Genomic DNA, 17,717 nt, shown 5'->3' with positions numbered 1-17,717 from the left:
CGCAGCCTAGCAGCGCCCCATGACGACTGCCTGAATCGCGGCCAACCTGATAACCGCCGGTACGGGCGTCATCGCCAGTGGCTTTCAGTGGCGGGCGCGGGCTGGCCTATGGTGGCGGTTTCCCCGGATGGAGCCTGGTGCAATGAGCGAACCGCAGTGGCAACTGGAAACCCTGGCCGTGCACGGCGGCTACCGTCCCGACCCGACCACCCGCGCGGTGGCGGTGCCGATCTACCAGACCGTGGCGTATGCCTTCGATGACACCCAGCACGGCGCCGATCTGTTCGACCTGAAGGTGCCCGGCAATATCTACACCCGCATCATGAACCCTACCACCGACGTGCTGGAGCAACGCCTGGCCGCACTGGAAGGTGGCATCGGTGCGCTGGCGCTGGCCTCGGGGCAGGCCGCGATCACCTATGCCCTCCAGACCATCGCCGAGGCCGGTGACAACATCGTCGCCTCCAGCGCGCTGTATGGCGGCAGCCTCAACCTGCTGGCACACACGCTGCCGCAGTATGCCATCCAGGCGCGCTTCGCCGACCCGGCCGATCCTTCTGCGTTCGCCGCGCTGATCGACGAGCGCACCAAGGCGGTGTTCGTCGAATCGATCGGCAACCCGCGCGGCAACGTCACCGACATCGCCGCCATTGCCGAGGTCGCGCATGCCGCGGGTGTGCCGCTGATCGTCGACAACACCGTGGCCACGCCGTTCCTGCTGCGCCCGTTCGAGCACGGTGCCGACATCGTCGTGCAGTCGCTGACCAAGTACCTGGGTGGCCACGGCAACAGCCTCGGCGGTGCCATCATCGACTCCGGCCGCTTCGACTGGGCGGCGCAGCCGAAGCGTTTCGCCCGCCTCAACCAACCCGACCCCAGTTACCACGGCGTGGTCTATACCGAAGCACTGGGGCCGGCGGCCTACATCGGCCGCGCGCGGGTGGTCCCGCTGCGCAATACCGGTGCCGCGTTGTCGCCGTTCAATGCGTTCCTGATCCTGCAGGGCATTGAGACCCTGGCCCTGCGCATGGAGCGCATCAACGCCAATGCACTGGCCGTCGCGCAGTTCCTGAAGGCGCACGACAAGGTCGCCTGGGTGCGCTACGCGGGATTGGCCGACGATCCCGAGCATGCCGCCGCGCAGCGCTATCTGGGTGGGCACGGCTCGGGCGTACTGACCTTCGGCCTGCCCGGCGGCCGTGAAGCCGGCGCGCGCTTCCTCGATGCCCTGAAGCTGTTCACCCGCCTGGTCAACCTGGGTGATGCGAAGTCACTGGCCACCCATCCGGCCTCGACCACCCATCGCCAGCTGAATGCCGCGGAGCTGGCCAAGGCCGGCGTCAGCGAGGACACCGTGCGGCTGTCGATCGGCATCGAACACATCGGCGACCTGCGCGCCGACCTGGAGCAGGCCCTGGCCGCCGCCTGATAGCCACGCGCTTGGTCGTCATCGCCACAGGCGATCACCGCCGGCCACGCGATGCGCTAGGGTGGAACTGCCTCTCCAAGGCGTGGCAATGTGGCGATCCAGATCCCCGGTCGATGCGGGTCGACCGGGGATTTTTTTGTTTCCGGGGTCAGATCCGTTTTCCTGTGGAGAACGGATCTGACCCCATGTGCCGACGGTCGGCATCAATCCTGGTAGATCCACGCCATGCGTGGATGGATCACCATCGGAATCGAACATTCCGACAGTTCATCAAACAGCATCCACGCATGGCGTGGATCTACTGCAGATCGCGGGAAATTGTCGAAGGCGGGGTGGGTCCGGTTGCGGGGGCGTGAGCCGCATGGGCCCGAGGCATGCCTCGGGCGGGTTGGGCAGGACGCCCAACCCCGGTCTTGCCGTGTGCGCAGGATTGCGCACACGAGCAAGCGGCGACCGAGCTTACATGGGTGAGGGCGCTTTGCTTGCGAAGCACTGCTTCGCAAGCGCCCGAACGCACAGCCGCCAGCGGCTGGGCCGGGCCCCGGAGGGGTACTTGCAGCGGCCCCTGCAAGCGGACCCACCCCGCCATCCCACGGATAGTCAGCTTTTGCCTTTGCCTTTGCCGTTGCCTTGGCAGGTGCAGGGCTGCAAGCCCCGCCGCAAGCACACCCCTCATACCACCGGAATGCTGTGCTGCCCCAGATTCCGGTACGGCGGCGTGGACATGACCATCTCCGCCAGCGAATAGGCCAGCTCGCGCTCGGCCATCACCGTGCCATCGGCACCATGCTCCAGCAGATGCTTCACTTCGGCATCGCTGTGCGCACGTGCCAGCAGGGTCAGGTCCGGGTTGATCGCACGCAGCTTGGCCAGTGCCTCGCCGGCTTCCAGCGGCTGTGGGATCGCCAGCACTGCGATCTTGGCCCGCTCCGGATGGGCCTCGGCCAGCACCCGGTCGGCGGCGGCGCTGCCACGGATCGCTGCCAGGCCCCTGGCGTGCGCCTGCTCGACGTGCTCTTTGTTGTCATCGATCACCAGCACCGGCACGCCGCGATCGCGCAGTACCTGGGCCAGCTCGCTGCCCACCCGGCCATAGCCGATCACGATGGCATGGTCATGCAGGTCGCGCGACGGGCCGGTCGCCTCCTCCGGCTCCGGCGTTTGCGGCTGCTTTTCCTGCTTGGCCTGCCATCGGTCGAGCAGGCCGAACACCAGCGGGTTGAGCATGATCGATACCAGCGCGCCGGCCAGCACCAGCGACTGGCCTTCCTTCGGCAGGATCTGCAGCGCCACGCCGAGGCCGGCGATTATGAAGGCGAACTCGCCGATCTGGGCGAGGCTGGCCGAGATGGTCAGCGCAGTGCTGGTCGGGTGGCCGAACGCACGCACGATGAAGAACGCGGCTGCCGACTTGCCGAACATGATGATCAGCACCGTGGCCAGCACCTGCCACGGATGCTGGACGAGGATGTTGGGGTCGAACAGCATGCCGACCGAGACGAAGAACAACACCGCGAACGCATCGCGCAGCGGCAGCGAATCGTGCGCGGCCTTGTGGCTCAGTTCCGATTCGTTGAGCAGCATGCCGGCGAAGAACGCGCCCAGCGCGAACGAGACGCCGAACAGCATCGCCGAGCCGAACGCCACCCCCAGCGCGATTGCCAGCACCGACAGGGTGAACAGTTCGCGCGAACCGGTACCGGCGATACGTTCGAGGATCCAAGGGATGACCCGGCGCCCGACCACCAGCATCACCGCCACGAACAGGCCCAGCTGCACGAAGGTCCAGCCGATGTCGGCCAGCACGCTGCCCAGCGAGTGCGACTCCTTGGCCGCGTCGGGGCCGAACACACCGGCCATCACCGGCATCATCACCAGTGCCAGCACGCAGGCCAGGTCTTCCACGATCAGCCAGCCGACCGCGATCTTGCCGCGCATGGTTTCCAGTAGACGGCGTTCCTCCATCGCCCGCAGCAGTACTACGGTACTGGCCGTGGCCAGCGAGAAACCAAAGATGACGCCGTGAATGGCCGGCCAGCCCATCAGCGAGGCCACGCCCCAGCCGAGCAGGGTGGCCACCGCGATCTGGCCGATGGCGCCGGGGATGGCGATGGCCTTGACCGCCATCAGGTCCTTCAGCGAGAAGTGCAGGCCGACGCCGAACATCAGCAGCATCACGCCCAGTTCGGCCAGCTGGTTGGCCAGCGCCTGGTCGGCGACGAAGCCGGGGGTGAACGGGCCTACGCAGATGCCAGCAACCAGGTAACCGACCAGGGGAGACAAGCGGAGCTTGTTGGCCAGCGCGCCGAAGATGAAGGCGAGCCCCAGGCCAACGGCCACGATGTTGATCAGGTCGGTGTCATGGTGCATCGGCACTCGCAGGAAATCGGGGGTGCCCCGATTTTCACCGATGAGGCCAGATACGGCAAACCCGGCCAGCGTATCGGATCGTTGCGTGGGCGGAGCCATCAGTGGTCGGCGTCCGACCTGGCGTGTGCGGGGCGGTCGAGGGTGGCGCTGTCGGGATCGGACCTATTTGGGGTGGCCAGTGGCTCTGGACAGTGAACCGCAGCCAGGCCGACGCCAGCCGAGAAAGGCACGGGAAGGGGATGGGTTCGATACGCGGCGGTGCCATCGCAGGACCCTTTGCCCCTGTGCGCCAAGGTTTTCAGTCGATGCGACAGCATCCAAGGGCCGGTGGCCGGCCGGGAGGCGCAGGCGACGGGGCTGAAGTTTGCAATCTGGCGGAGGGTTCCTCGAGTCCGGAACACGTCACCATGTGTCCGCTACTCCGTTCTGCTGACCAATCAGAGGGGCCTGCTCTCTCCAGACCGCATGGGCGAACGACCACATGAAGCTTCCCGCCATTGACGTAGTGATTCAGGCGATAGGTCAAGACACAAGCTCGGCGCCCCTGTCCCGCTTGATCCTTGATCTGGAAATTGGTGAGCGTGACTTTCGTCACTATCCGTTGAAGTTGGCGGGAATGCGGTTCTGGACTGACGAGGAAAATACGCTGCAGTTGGAATTCAAGGGCGTCGGGCTGCTGGTGGGCATTCCTTGCCACGACCTGGACGAAGGGCCCTGGGTACTGACAAGCGTAGCGCTCTGGGGAGCGAGAGTGAGTAAGAAGAACAAAGTCAGGAAGGAGAAGCCTGCCTACTCAGGCCCGTTGCCCTGTGGACTGAGCTTTTCCATGCTGCGCCAGCATGTAAGGGAGCGACTCGCCGCGTTGAGTGCAGGGAATGCTGTTGAAATGGGACTTGATGGTGAGGTGGATGTCTAGTGCATCAGTGGCTTGGAGCTTGCGGTTGATTTCTCTGGTCCAGATGACTCGATTCGCTGCATCTCGTTGAGCATCCCCATCAAGCGTAGCGATCACCATCCGTAAGCGCTACGTAGGCGCATCTCGCCCATACAGATAGGCGGAATTTCATGAATCATCCCACCGTTGAAGAGTTCATCGCCGCGATCGGTAGAGATTCGGAATCGAAGGAGCTCGAAACCATCTTTTCCAGGATCGGAATCCAGCTTCAGAATCTGGATGATTACCGCCTGGGTGTCAGTGGTCACCGGATCTGGGCAGATGACGCTGCTGGACTGCAGCTTGAATTCAAGGATGCCGGTCTGGTCTCAGAGACCGCCTATCACGACATCGATGATGGCCCCTGGATGCTCACCGACGTGATCTTCTGGGGCTGGCGAAATGACACCGGCACCCAGTATGAAGGGCCGATGCCTTTCGGCCTGAACTTCCTGATGTCCAGGGACCAGATCAGGTCGGACGCATCTGCCGATCTGGGGGCGCCAATGGTGTTTGGTCTGTCTGGCAATGTCGACGCATGGATGCTCGGAAAGCTGGAGCTGGCTGTCGACTACGACGGTGAAAGAGGAGTCCGCTGCGTCAGCCTGGGGCTGCCACAAGAGGAATGAATGGACCTACAGGCGATAACGGCCCTGTTTGGCAGAAGCGCCACTGACCCAGCCGTCTCAACGATGCTGCAGTGGCTTGGCGTCAGGCGAAGGCCAGAGCTGGCCCGTCCTGCCAAAAGCCCTTACGAGGCGATTGTGCGTGTGAGCGCGCGGGGCATGCTGTTCTCCTTCAGCGAGCGCAACTACTGGAACGGGCGATCCATTGCTTCGCACGGCAAGAGCGGTGAGCTGATCTTCACCAACGTTGCGGTGACGGCCGGCATTCCGGATGTCATGCGCAGGTACGAAGGCGACCTGCTGTTTGGCCTGCAATGGGAGGACGATAGGACGACAGCGCGCGAAAGGCTCGCCACGGCGGGCTTTGGGGACAGCTTGCACGCCGGCAGGCGTGACGCGTGGTGGTTGCCTGACTACCGCATCCGTCTGACGTATCAGGCTGGATGCATCAAACAGGCAGGAGCGTGTGGGATCTTTGATATCAGTTTGGGAATTCCCATGCATCCATTGGCTTGCGCACCGGCAACGCGCGAGTACCCTTCGGCGGAGCAGGTGCTCGCTGTCCTCGGCAGATCGACCAATGACCCCGATTTCCAGGTCGCGTTCCGGGACCTTGGTCTTGCGAGTCTGATGGCGGAGGCGAGCAGCGAGGTCGTTGATAGAGCCGACGAGCATGGCTTCATCCTTTACTTTGACAGTAGGCAGGGCGTGCCCGGTAGCCATCCGGTATGCACCGGCATCAGTTTCGTCCGCGATCGACTGGGAAACTCAAGAGCCTGGGCTGGGCCGCTGCCATTCGGCCTTCAATTCGATGATCCGCCGTCCATTCTCGAAGAGCGCATGGATCAACGAGCCAGTCGTTGGCTTGATGAAGGAACGTTTGGCAGCGCGAGGTGGTCGCTGCCTGGTCTTCAAGTGAGCGTGAATTTTGACAGTCTGGACAACTGTCTCGAGTCTGTCCGTATGATCGCAGAAGGTCATCGCACGTCCAATTGCCAGCCGCGCGGCTGATCTTGCCCGCAGCACATAACAAAACACCCGCCGGATCACTCCGGCGGGTGTGAGAGATGTGGCTAGGAGTTGCCGGCCAGCGGCCGGCACTACCAGAGACTCGCTTACCAGGTGTACTTGATCCGCCCGTACACATACGCGCCGTTGAAGCCGAACGGCGAGTAGTTGCTGTACGGCAGCATGCCGAAGGTGGAGTTCTGCAGGTCTTCGGTGCGGTCCGGGTACTTGTCCAGCAGGTTGTCGGCGCCCACGGTCAGGGTCCAGTTGCTGCTCGGCTTGTAGCTGGCCGAGGCATCCACCACCCAGGCATCGCCGTAGGTCTGGTCGCGCAGCGCGGTGGCCGAGTTGCGCACGGTGAACTTGCCGTAGCGGGTTGCGGCCAGGCCCAGTTCCCAGTGATCCGAACGCCAGGTGCCACTCAGGATCGCCTTGTCGCGCGGGTAGCTGTCCTCGATGCGACCGATCTCATCACGGCCGATCAGCGACTGGGTCAGGCCCAGGGTGCCGAACACCGCCGGAGTGCCGCCGACGCGGCGCACTTCGGTGTCGTTGTAGCTGTAGGCGGCGGTCAGCTCCAGGCTGCTGGCGCTGAACGGCACCGTGTAGCTGGACACGAAGTCGAGGCCGCGGGTGCGCGTATCCAGGCCGTTGGTGAAGTACGAGAACGCGGTCACCTGCGGCAGGCCGAGGGTGCCCAGCAGCGCGCTGGTGGCGGCGTTGGTGGTGATGCTGGACGACAGCGCGATGCGGTCATCAATGTCGATCTGGTACGCATCGACGGTGATGTACAGGCGGTCGACCGGCTGCAGCACCAGGCCCAGGCTGTAGGAGGTGGAGGTTTCGGCCTTCAACGGCGAGGCGCCCAGCGCCTGCGCGGCCGGGCTGGTGGTCGGGAAGGTGCCACGCTCGACGAACACGCCATTGAGGAACTGGCTGGTCACCGCCTGGTAGCCCTGCTGCGCCAGCGACGGCGCACGGAAGCCGCTGGAGGCGGTGGCACGCAGCGCGACCTTGTCGGTGAACGCATAGCGCGCCGACAGCTTGCCGGAGAAGCGGTCGCCGAAGTCCGAGTAGTCCTCGTAGCGGCCGGTGATGCCGGCCGAGAACTTCTCGGTCAGGTCCGCTTCCAGGCCCGCATAGACCGCGTAGTTGTGGCGGTCGGCATGCACTTCATTGGTCGGGGTGAAGCCGGCGAAGCCCTGCGCGCCGCTGCCGGTGTACGAGTTCAGTTCGCCCGGGTTCTGGTCCCACTTCTCCTTGCGGTACTCACCGCCGAAGGACAGCGTGACCGGGTAGGCAAGGCCCCAGTCCAGCGACTTGGTCAGGTCGGCGTTGAAGATGTCCTGCTGGTACTTCAGCGTGCCGTCGTAGAACGAGCGCGGGCTGGTCGCACCGAGGCTGTAGTTGATGCTGTTGCGGGTGTGGAAATCGAGGGTGTTCTCGCCGTGGTTCAGGCTCAGGTCCCAGGTCCAGCCGCTGTCGGTGTTGCCCTTGACCCCGGCCACCAGCGAGCGGTCCTTGGAATACTGGTTGATCTCCGGCACGTAGCCGTCCGGATAGGTCTGCGCCAGCAGCGCGCTCTGCCCGCTGTGGTTGCGCGAACGGTAGAACGCAAACGAGGTGATGTCGCGATTGCTGAGCAGCGCGCTGGCGTAGCCGGTCACGTGGTCGCTGAAGTCGAAGCTGGCGTTGGCCGACGCAGCAGTGGCATCCACGCGCGGGTCGCCGACGATGAAGGTCTTCTGGCCGATGCTGGGGAAGTTGCCGGTGTTCGGCGTGGTGCCGCGGTACGGGCCGGCGCGGTTGCTTTCATCCTGCTGGCTGATCTGGCCGGCCACGTGCACGCGGCCTCGGCCGTTGCCGAACTCGACGCCGGTATCGCCGGAAAGCTGGTACTTGTTGCCGTCGCCGGCGGAGTACTGGCCGTAGTCCACGGCCAGGCTGCCGCCACTGCCGCTGCCCTTGAGCACGATGTTGATGACGCCGGCAATGGCGTCCGAGCCGTACTGCGCCGACGCGCCGTCGCGCAGCACCTCCACGCGCTCGATCGCGGCGATCGGGATCGCGTTGATGTCCACCGCAGACGAGCCACGACCGATGCTGCCGTTGACGTTGATCATCGCTGAGGTGTGGCGGCGCTTGCCGTTGACCAGCACCAGCACCTGGTCCGGCGACAGGCCGCGCAGTTGCGCCGGGCGCACGCCGCTGGTGCCGTCGGTCAGTGCCGGGCGCGGGAAGTTCAGTGAGGGCAGGGCGCGTGAAAGGGCGGTGGCCAGTTCGCTGGTGCCGGTGGACTGCAGCGCTTCGGGGGTGATGATGTCGATCGGCGACTGCGATTCGGCGACGGTGCGGTCGGCCACGCGGGTGCCGGTGACGATCACGGTGTCCAGGGTGTTGGCGGCGGTGCCGGCCTGCTGGGCGGCGGCGACGAACGGAGAGCCACCGAGTGCGACAGCGACGGCGGCGGCGATCAGGCTGGTCTTGCGGGTCATCGGGATGGGCTCCGGTTGGCGGGGGCGGCACCGGAATCGACATCACGGGGGTGAGGCGGACGGCGGTTGTTGCGGTGCGCAATACAGCAATTAACGGGATATTCAGTGCCTGTCAAATGCCGGTCATCGGAAAAAACGTTGCAGCAGCAACCATTTAGCCCGGACAGGCATCGGCGGGGAGGAGACCCGGGACGCGCGCGGCGAGGACGTGGGAGAGAGGAACGTCGGCCACTGCGCATCCCGGGACGCGTCAAGTATTCGTTAACGCTAGAATTGCGTCGCAGGAACAGTGCTCACCAGCACATTCCATCCGGTTATATGGACCCCTTCCCCGATGATCTCCCTTCGTAATTTCGCCTTGCGCCGCGGCGAGCGGCTGCTGTTGTCCAATGTCGACCTGACCCTGCACGCCGGTTACCGGGTAGGTGTGGTCGGCCGCAACGGTGCTGGCAAATCCAGCCTGTTCGCGGCGGTGAAGGGCGAACTGGAGGCCGACAAGGGTGACGTCGACCTGCCCGGCAAGGTCCGTATCGCCAGCGTGGCCCAGGAAACCCCGTCGCTGCCGGACCCGGCGCTGAGCTTCGTGCTGGGCGGCGATACCGAGGTGGCCGCGGTGCTGGCCGAAGAGGCCGAGGCGACCGCCCGCGAAGACTGGGAGGCGGTGGCCAACGCACACACGAAGATGGCCGAGATGGGCGCCTACGACGCCGAAGCGCGCGCCGGCAAGCTGTTGCACGGCCTTGGTTTCCCGGCCGAGACCCACCACCGCGCGGTGTCCTCGTTCTCCGGTGGCTGGCGCGTGCGCCTGAACCTGGCCCGCGCGCTGATGATGCCCAGCGACCTGCTGCTGCTCGACGAACCGACCAACCACCTCGATCTGGACGCGGTGTACTGGCTGGAACAGTGGCTGCTGAAGTACCCGGGCACCCTGCTGCTGATCTCGCATGACCGCGAGTTCCTCGACAACGTGGCCACCCACACCCTGCACCTGCACGGCGGCGGCGCCAAGCTCTACCCGGGCGGCTACACCGATTTCGAGCGCCAGCGCGCCGAACAGCTGCGCCAGCAGCAGATCGCGCACGAGAAGGAGCAGGCCGAGCGTGCCCACCTGCAGAGTTTCATCGACCGCTTCAAGGCGCAGGCCAGCAAGGCCGCGCAGGCGCAGAGCCGCATGAAGCGCCTGGCCAAGCTGGCCGGCACCGAAGCGGTGCGCGCCGAACGCGAGTTCCGCATCGAGTTCGCGCCGCCGGCCAAGCTGCCGTTCTCGCTGATCCGCCTGAATCACGTCGAAGCCGGCTATGGCCAGGACGCGGTGATCCTGCACAACGTCGGCTTCGGCCTGGAAGCGGGCCAGCGCATTGGCCTGCTCGGCCCGAACGGCGCCGGCAAGACCACCCTGGTGAAGACCCTGGTGGGTGAACTGGCGCCGATCGTCGGTGAGCGCATGGCGCACCCGGACCTGAAGATCGGCTACTTCGCCCAGCACACGGTGGAGTCGCTGCACGAAGGCCAGTCGCCGATGGAGCACTTCCGCGAGATTGCCCCGGATGCGCCGAACCAGTCGTTCCGCGATTTCCTTGGCAAGTGGAATTTCCCCGGCGACCGTGCGTTCGAGCCGGTCGATGGTTTCTCCGGTGGCGAGCGCGCGCGCCTGGCGCTGGCGCTGATCGCCTGGCAGCAGCCGAACGTGCTGCTGCTGGACGAACCGACCAACCACCTTGACCTGGAAATGCGCGAAGCACTGGCCGAAGCGCTGGCCACCTTCGAAGGCGCGATCGTGATGGTCTCGCATGACCGCCACCTGATCGGCCTGGTCTGCGATACCTACTGGCGCGTGGCCGATGGCGTGGTCGAGCCGTTCGACGGTGACCTGGATGCATACGCCGCGTGGCTGCGCACCCGTCCGCAGGCGCAGGGCACGAAGGCCCGCATGGAGCAGGTGGAAGAGCCGGTGGTGGTCAAGACCGCCCCGGTGGCACAGGTGGTGCAGAAAAAGCCCGTGAACCCGCACAAGCTGGCCGCCGCCGAGGCCAAGGTGGCCGAGCTGGAAGGTGTGCTGGCCGAGCTGGACCGCCAACTCGCCGACCCGGCCAACTATGCCGATGCCAGCCGCATGGCGGTGATCGGCCGTGACCGCGAAACCGCCGCCGCGCAGCTGGAAAAGGCTGAAGCGGCGTGGATGGAGCTGCTGGAGTCGTAACTCCGCAAAAAAAGGGGACGGAGGGGATTAAGTCGTATGTGCACAAATGACTTAATCCCCTCCGTCCCCTTTTTTCATGCCTGCGCCTGCAGCCACTCGCGGAAGCGCTTGGCCGGCTCGCGCTCGGCGCGCGAACGTAGCCGCGTCAGCCAGTATCGGCCCAGCTCCAGCGTGGTGCCGAACGGCTGCAGCAGGCGGCCTTCGGCCAGTTCCTGCTCGAACATGCGCAGCGGCAGCAAGGCCACGCCGGCACCGCCGGCGGCGGCCATCGCCACCGTCAGCGAGGAATCGAACACCGGCCCACGGGCTTCCACGCCGCTGACGCCGGCCGCCTGCAGCCAGCGCGGCCATTCGTCGCTGCGATAGGAACGCAGCAACGGCAGCGTGGCCAGGTCGCGCGGCTGCTTCAGCCGCCGCGCCAATGCCGGGGCGCACAGCGGCGCGAAGGGCGCATTGAGGATCGCCGTGCAGGCCTGGCCCTGCCAGTCGCCATCACCGAAGCGGATGGCCAGATCCAGCCCCTCGCCGGCCAGGTCGATGCGGTTGTTGTGGGTCTGCAGGCGCAGCTCGATGTCCGGATGCGCGGCCTCGAATGCGGCCAGCCGTGGCAGCAGCCAACCGGTGGCGAAGGTGCCGACCACCCCCAGCGTCAGCACTTCGCGGGCCGGCCCGCCGGTGTAGCGCGCGATGCTGGCCGAGATGCGTTCGAACGATTCGTTGAGCACCGGATACAGTGCTGCGCCTTCATCGGTCAGCGCCACGCCGCGCGGCAGGCGATGGAACAGGCGGATGCCGAGCCGGTCTTCCAGACCCCGGATCTGGTGGCTCAGCGCGGCCTGGCTGACGCACAACTCGAGCGCGGCACGGGTGAAGTTCTGATGGCGGGCGGCGGCTTCAAAAGCACGCAGCGCGTTGAGCGGCAGGGTCGGGTGCAGCATCGGAAAGCCGTGAGCCAGGGTGATGGCTGATCCTACCGTTCAATAAGGAATTTCGTAAATCTCAACAAGTTGATTACGACAGACATGAGTTCAACTTATGGCTTGCCTTGATTCTTCGCGCTGGTCGGCTGCAGGGGAAGCGCCAATAATCGAGCGGTCACCAGGAGAACCCTATGCTCGCCCGTCGCCGATTCCTGCAGTTCAGTGGTGCTGCCGTTGCTTCCTCGCTGCTTGCCCCGGCGTTGGCGCGAGCTGTTTCCCCATCGTCCGGCATATCCGCCGCGAACGCCGCCATTGCCGGCGCCGCCGATTTCGCCGCGCTGGAGAAAGCCAGCGGTGGCCGTCTGGGCGTCACCGTGCTGAACACCGGTAACGGCCGTCGCATCGGCGGACATCGTCAGGACGAGCGCTTCCCGATGTGCAGCACGTTCAAGTCGATGCTGGTTGCCCATGTGCTGAGCCTTGCCGATGCAGGCCGCGTTTCGCTCGACACACGTGTGCCCATCGCCGAAAAGGATCTGCTGTCCTACGCCCCGGTGGCGCGCCGCCATGTGGGCAAGGACCTGACGGTGCGCGACCTGTGCCGGGGCACGCTGACCACCAGCGACAACACGGCGGCCAACCTGCTGCTGGAGGTGGTGGGCGGGCCGTCGGCGCTGACGACATTCCTGCGCGGGCAGGGCGACAGCGTTACCCGCAATGACCGCAACGAGCCGGACGTGAATCTGTTCGCGAAGGGAGACCCGCGCGATACCACTAGCCCGGCCGCGATGGCCACCAGCTTGGCCCGCTTCGCGGTGGGCAATGGCCTGCAGCCGGCATCGCGCCAGCAGTTCACTGATTGGCTCATCGACAACCAGACCGGCGATGCCTGCCTGCGCGCCGGGCTGGGCAAGCGCTGGCGGGTGGGGGACAAGACCGGCAGCAACGGTGATGACACGCGCAACGACATTGCCGTGCTGTGGCCGCATGCGGGCGGCGCAGCGTGGGTGGTCACCGCCTATCTGCAGGGCGCGTCGGTCGATGACGATCAGCGCGCAGCGGTGCTTGCACGGGTGGGGGCGCTGGCCGACGCGATGATCGGATGAGGTAACCGGGGTCATTCGAAAATGGCTTGCCGGATCGGTTCAGCGCGCGCATCCTGCGCGCGTTCCAACCCCACGGAAGACCCCATGAGCCATGAACTGATCTACCTGTTGCTGATCTTCGCGCTGCTGGTGATCCCACGCGCGTTGCAGCGTTTCAGCCTGCCTGCCCCGTTGACCTGCCTGCTGTTCGGCATCATCGGCATGCTCTGGCTGGGGGATCAGGCACATGATGCGGTGATCGGACTGCTGGCCACCCTGGGCATTTCCTCGCTGTTCCTGTTCGCCGGCCTGGAAGTGGATCTGCAGGCGCTGCGCCGGGGAATGTGGCCGCTGCTGGCACATCTGGTCATCCGTACCGGCACGCTGTTCGGCGTCGGCTGGTTGGCCTGGCGTTACGCAGGATTGCCGTGGCAGGCCGCCGGGCTGCTGGCGTTGGCGCTGCTGACGCCCTCCACCGGTTTCATCATGGACTCGCTGTCGCGGCTGGGCCTGAGTGAGGACGAACGGTTCTGGGTGACCAGCAAGGCCATCGCCGGTGAGCTGCTGGCGCTGGCTGCCTTGTTCATCGTGCTGCAGGCCGGCGATCCGGGCCACATGGCGCTGTCCAGCCTGGCGCTGCTGGCGATGATGGTCGGCCTGCCGCTGCTGTTCATCGCGCTGGGCCGCTGGGTGGCGCCGCACGCGCCGGGTTCGGAGTTCTCGCTGCTGGTGATGGTCGGCATGGTGGCGGCCTACATCACCTACCTGCTGGGCGTGTATTACCTGGTCGGCGCGTTCATTGCCGGCCTGGTCGCGCGCCTGCTGCACCAGCGCATGCCGCTGCTGGCCTCTCACGAGAACCTGCACGCGCTGCGTCTGTTCGCCTCGTTCTTCGTGCCGTTCTATTTCTTCAACGCGGGCACCAAGGTGCCCAGCGAAGCGTTGAGCTTCGAGGCGCTGGGGCTGGGCATCGTGATCACCCTGGTGGTGCTGCCGCTGCGCATCGGCGTGGTCTGGCTGCAGCGCCGGGTGATGTTCGGCGAGAGCTTCCGCAGCAGCCTGCGGGTCTCGCTGGCGCTGGCCCCGACCCTGATCTTCACCCTGGTGCTGGCGGCGATCATGCGCGAGCGCTTCCAGATACCCGCAGTGCTGTTCGGCGCGCTGCTGCTGTACGCCGCACTGACCACGCTGCTGCCGTCGCTGGTGTTCCGCACGCCGTTCGACGTCGATCCGGTGGAGCAGGAACCGGCGGGCGAGGGCGAGGCCGCACCGGTCGCGGCCACCGAAGTCAGCCACGCCGAGCCGCCGAAGGCGCCGCTGCCACCGCTGGGCTGAGCCGCAGCCGCGTGCAGCGGCTTGCACTCCCGCGCGTCAACCCAGACACTGCGCGCCCGTGAAGCGCGCCCTGCCGTGGGCGGCCACAGCCAGGAGCAACAGGCGTGACCCAGGAAAGCAACCCAGACCGCAGCCTGTTGCCGGGCAAGATCCTGTTGTGGTTTTCGGCAATCGCGCTGCTGGTCCTGCTGGGCTGCAGCTGGTCGATGCCCCCGGTCGATGCCTCCGGTTTCCGGCAGACGCAGACTGCCCTGTCGATCGACTGGTTGCTACGTGGCGGGCCCTGGCTGGACTACGTGACCCCGGTGCTGGGGGCGCCCTGGTCGATCCCCTTCGAGTTCCCGTTCTACCAGTGGCTGGCGGCGTTGCTGTCCAGCGTCACCGGCATGAGTGCCGACAACAGCGGGCGGCTGGTCTCCACCGTCTTCCATGCCGGCTGCATCTGGCTGGTCTATCGCACGCTGCTGGCCTGGCGCCCTGACCGCACGCTGGCGCTGTGCGTGGCCGGCGCATTCGCCGTCTCACCGTACGCGCAGTTCTGGGGGCGCTCGGTGATGATGGAGTCCAGCGCGGTGTTCTTCGGCCTGCTCTTTGTCTGGGCGATGGCACGCCTGCGCAGCCAGCCGCGCGTGTGGGTGGGCCTGGTCGCCATCGTCGCGGCGGTGCTGTCGGCGGCCATCAAGGTCACCTCGTTCTTCGGCTTTGCCGCGTTCGTTGCGCTGGCCTTCCTGTGGCTGGCCCTGCACGAGCACGGCTGGCGCCCGCGGTGGCTGCAGCAGCATTGGCAGCTGCTGTTCTGGGGTGGTCTGTCCGCGCTTGCCGCGCTGGCCACGCTCAGCCTGTGGCTGCAGCATGCCGATGCGCTGAAGGCGCATTCGGCGCTGGGCCGGCAGATCACCTCCGATGCACTGTCCACCTGGAATTACGGCACCCTGCAGCAGCGCCTGGATCCGGCTACCTGGTGGGGCACGGTGTTCAAGAAGCGCTTCTCCGGTGCGATCGGCTCCAACTGGATCTTCCTGGTCTTCGTCATCGCCGGGCTGTGGCAGAAGCGCACGCGCACGGCGGTGGGGATCCTGCTGCTGGCCTACCTGGCGCCGTTCCTGGTCTTCACCAACCTGCACATCGCCCATCCCTACTACCAGGCGGCCAATATCGTGTTCGCCACGTCGATCATCGGCCTGGTGCTGTGGTCGACGGTGCTGGCGGCCGAAGCGGCGGGCAAGCCGCGCCGTGGCGTTGCACTGGCGATCTTCCTGTGCGTGCTGTCGGTGGGATTTGGCCTGGTGAAGTCGCTGAAGGACATCAAGGAAGCGCGCGAGCCGACACCGGTTTTGCAGATCGCCGAGGCCATCCGGACCGGCACCCCGGCGCAGGGCGTGGTGGTCGCGTTCGGTCAGGACTGGTCCTCCGAGCTGCCGTATTTCTCCGGCCGCCGTGCCGTGATGATTCCGGACTGGGCATCGGACGACGTGCTCGCATCGTTGGCTGCAGATGACGCAGCACTGGGGGGACTGCCGCTGGCCGCGCTGGTCAACTGCCCCAACCAGGTGGGCAGCAGCCCCGAGCGCGTGCAATGGCTGGCCGAGATCACCCGGCGCCATGCCGCCGGTGGCCAGAAGCAGGACGTGGGCGGTTGCGAGGTCTGGCTGCACCCCTGAAGTGACGTGGCCGGTCAGCGCGGTTTGCGCGCACCGGCCCGGGTCGTTAGGGTTGGGGCATGAGACTGCCTGCCGTTGTTGCCGCTTCCGCCCTCCTGCTCAGCCTCGCTGCCTGCTCGCAGCGTTCCGATACGGTCGCCCATGATCTGGCGACCGCACCGGCCGATGCCTTCATGGCCGCCATCGCCGCGCATTGCGGCCAGGCCTTTGAAGGCCGGGTGGTGGAGGACACGCCGGCGCCGACCGGCAAGGACCCGTTCGCCGGGCAGCGCCTGGTCATGCATGTGCGCGGCTGTGCCGATCCTGCCCATGAATTGCGGATTCCCTTCCATGTGGGGGATGACCACTCGCGCACCTGGGTGCTGACCCGCACCGAAAACGGCCTGCGCCTGAAGCACGATCATCGCCATCAGGATGGCAGCGCGGATGCGATCACCCTCTATGGCGGCGACAGCACGCCACCGGGCACCGCCGAGCGCCAGCAGTTCCCGGCCGACTCCGATTCGGTGGCGATGTTCCGTCGTGCCGACATGCTGGCCTCCACGCACAACACCTGGGCGATGGAGATCGACCCCGACCAGACCTTCGTCTACGAGCTGGGCCGCCCGGACGGCCGCCGCTTCCGCGTGAAGTTCGACCTGAGCAAGCCGGTCGATCTGCCGCCGCCGCCGTGGGGTGACGACAAAGCGCCCGCACCGTGATCGCGGGGTCGGATGCCTCCTGTAAAGCGCTCCGCCCCCGGAAAGACCCCCAGTAGATCCGCGCCATGCGTGGAAGCGGGATACCTGGTCGGGTCAGAGCCCCGGCCGCTGGCCAGGGATCCGACCCCGTAACTCAACGCGTACCGAAGCGCGCCCGGCAACCGTTGCTCACCCACACCTGGCCCCGTGCGTAGCCCCAGCTGCGGCCCTCCTGGCAGGCGCTGCCGGACAGCTGCTGCTGCAGCACCGGCCGGCCCTGGCGCTCATCCCAGTCACAGTTCTGCGTGCGGTTGTTGTTGCTGCTGCAGGTGATGGAGTAGTTGCTGTTGCCGCCGCCCCAGCCACCGCCCCCGCCGCCACCCCATCCGCGAGCTTCGGCGAATTCGGCGCGGCAGCCGTTGCTGACCCACACCGCGCCGTTGCGCACCCCCCAGGTACGGCCTTCGTCGCAGGGGCTGCCGGACAGCTGGCGGACCAGGCGGGCATTGCGCCAGCCGACCGGGCAGCTGCGTTCGCGATTGTTCTGGCTCTCACAGCGGATGGTTTCGCCGGGCCGGCCGTTGTTGCCGCCCCAGCCACCGCCGTTGCCGCCGCCCCAGCCACCACGGGCCTCGACGAATTCGGCGCGGCAGCCATTGGTGACCCAGATGCTGCCATTGCGGCTGCCCCAGGTGCGGCCCTCGTCGCAGGCGCTGCCGGACAGCTGGCGGACCAGCTGCGCATTGCGCCAGCCTGTGTTGCACACGCGTTCTCGGTTGTTCTGGCTCTCGCAACGGATCACCCCGCTTTGCGCGGCGGCCGGGGCGGAGGGCAGGGCGAGCGTGGCGATGGTGCCCAGGCTCAGGGTCACGGCCAGGCGGGCCAGGGACAGCGGATTCATGGCGGCATCCCATACGGTGGCAGGTGCCTGACTATAGGGAGGGGGATGATCAAGCCGGTGTGACTGGCCGGAT

Annotated in this window: 13 protein-coding genes; 9 read left to right on the top strand and 4 right to left on the bottom strand. The window is 66.3% G+C overall.

What is annotated here, in order from left to right:
- Positions 1-142 precede the first annotated feature (142 nt).
- Complete coding sequence (locus PEM_RS13320; protein ID WP_111127264.1) at positions 143-1,429, top strand: aminotransferase class I/II-fold pyridoxal phosphate-dependent enzyme; 1,287 nt, start codon at positions 143-145, stop codon at positions 1,427-1,429.
- Positions 1,430-2,101: 672 nt separating this feature from the next.
- Here the strand turns inward: PEM_RS13320 and ybaL are convergent.
- Positions 2,102-3,799, bottom strand: a complete 1,698-nt coding sequence (gene ybaL / locus PEM_RS13315; protein ID WP_053501185.1) for a YbaL family putative K(+) efflux transporter — start codon at positions 3,797-3,799, stop codon at positions 2,102-2,104.
- Positions 3,800-4,280: 481 nt separating this feature from the next.
- On the opposite strand from ybaL, the gene PEM_RS13310 reads away from it, so the two are divergent.
- The 3 genes from PEM_RS13310 (at position 4,281) to PEM_RS13300 (ending at position 6,370) form a co-directional block, all read left to right on the top strand.
- Positions 4,281-4,715 carry a hypothetical protein gene (locus tag PEM_RS13310; RefSeq protein ID WP_240431550.1) on the top strand — a complete coding sequence of 145 codons (435 nt, stop codon included), beginning with the start codon at positions 4,281-4,283 and terminating at the stop codon, positions 4,713-4,715.
- Positions 4,716-4,864: 149 nt separating this feature from the next.
- Positions 4,865-5,362, top strand: a complete 498-nt coding sequence (locus PEM_RS13305) for a hypothetical protein (protein ID WP_109814736.1) — start codon at positions 4,865-4,867, stop codon at positions 5,360-5,362.
- Between the two features lie 156 nt (positions 5,363-5,518).
- Entirely contained in the window at positions 5,519-6,370 is an 852-nt protein-coding gene (locus tag PEM_RS13300) for a hypothetical protein (protein ID WP_240431549.1), read from the top strand.
- A gap of 104 nt (positions 6,371-6,474) precedes the next feature.
- Here the strand turns inward: PEM_RS13300 and PEM_RS13295 are convergent, their stop codons facing one another.
- Positions 6,475-8,862: a TonB-dependent receptor gene (locus PEM_RS13295; RefSeq protein ID WP_005418534.1), complete on the bottom strand. Its 2,388-nt coding sequence runs from the start codon at positions 8,860-8,862 to the stop codon at positions 6,475-6,477.
- A 334-nt stretch (positions 8,863-9,196) separates the two neighbouring features.
- Between PEM_RS13295 and PEM_RS13290 the strand changes: the two genes are divergently transcribed.
- On the top strand, positions 9,197-11,062 hold the full coding sequence (locus PEM_RS13290) for an ABC-F family ATP-binding cassette domain-containing protein (RefSeq protein WP_005418533.1): 1,866 nt from the start codon (positions 9,197-9,199) through the stop codon (positions 11,060-11,062).
- A 74-nt stretch (positions 11,063-11,136) separates the two neighbouring features.
- Here the strand turns inward: PEM_RS13290 and ampR are convergent, their stop codons facing one another.
- Complete coding sequence (gene ampR / locus PEM_RS13285; protein ID WP_111127268.1) at positions 11,137-12,000, bottom strand: LysR family transcriptional regulator AmpR; 864 nt, start codon at positions 11,998-12,000, stop codon at positions 11,137-11,139.
- Positions 12,001-12,173: 173 nt separating this feature from the next.
- Between ampR and blaL2 the strand changes: the two genes are divergently transcribed.
- The 4 genes from blaL2 to PEM_RS13265 all read left to right on the top strand — a co-directional run bounded on the left by blaL2 (position 12,174) and on the right by PEM_RS13265 (position 16,764).
- On the top strand, positions 12,174-13,088 hold the full coding sequence (gene blaL2, locus PEM_RS13280) for a L2 family extended-spectrum class A beta-lactamase (RefSeq protein ID WP_111127270.1): 915 nt from the start codon (positions 12,174-12,176) through the stop codon (positions 13,086-13,088).
- A gap of 84 nt (positions 13,089-13,172) precedes the next feature.
- A complete protein-coding gene (locus tag PEM_RS13275) occupies positions 13,173-14,402 on the top strand; it encodes a cation:proton antiporter (RefSeq protein ID WP_065178906.1) in 1,230 nt (409 codons plus the stop codon).
- 104 nt (positions 14,403-14,506) lie between these two features.
- The gene (locus PEM_RS13270; protein ID WP_111127272.1) at positions 14,507-16,063 is read left to right on the top strand and encodes a glycosyltransferase family 39 protein; all 1,557 of its coding nucleotides are present in this window, start codon (positions 14,507-14,509) and stop codon (positions 16,061-16,063) included.
- Between the two features lie 59 nt (positions 16,064-16,122).
- Positions 16,123-16,764: a hypothetical protein gene (locus PEM_RS13265; protein ID WP_053501011.1), complete on the top strand. Its 642-nt coding sequence runs from the start codon at positions 16,123-16,125 to the stop codon at positions 16,762-16,764.
- Positions 16,765-16,897: 133 nt separating this feature from the next.
- Here the strand turns inward: PEM_RS13265 and PEM_RS13260 are convergent, their stop codons facing one another.
- Positions 16,898-17,644 carry a DUF3011 domain-containing protein gene (locus tag PEM_RS13260; protein WP_069139338.1) on the bottom strand — a complete coding sequence of 249 codons (747 nt, stop codon included), beginning with the start codon at positions 17,642-17,644 and terminating at the stop codon, positions 16,898-16,900.
- Positions 17,645-17,717 lie beyond the last annotated feature (73 nt).

Source organism: Stenotrophomonas sp. Pemsol, assembly GCF_003586545.1.
Taxonomy (GTDB): Bacteria; Pseudomonadota; Gammaproteobacteria; order Xanthomonadales; family Xanthomonadaceae; genus Stenotrophomonas; species Stenotrophomonas sepilia.
The sequence above is the reverse complement of the archived record's forward strand: the minus strand, read 5'-3'. Positions and strand labels throughout refer to the sequence as shown.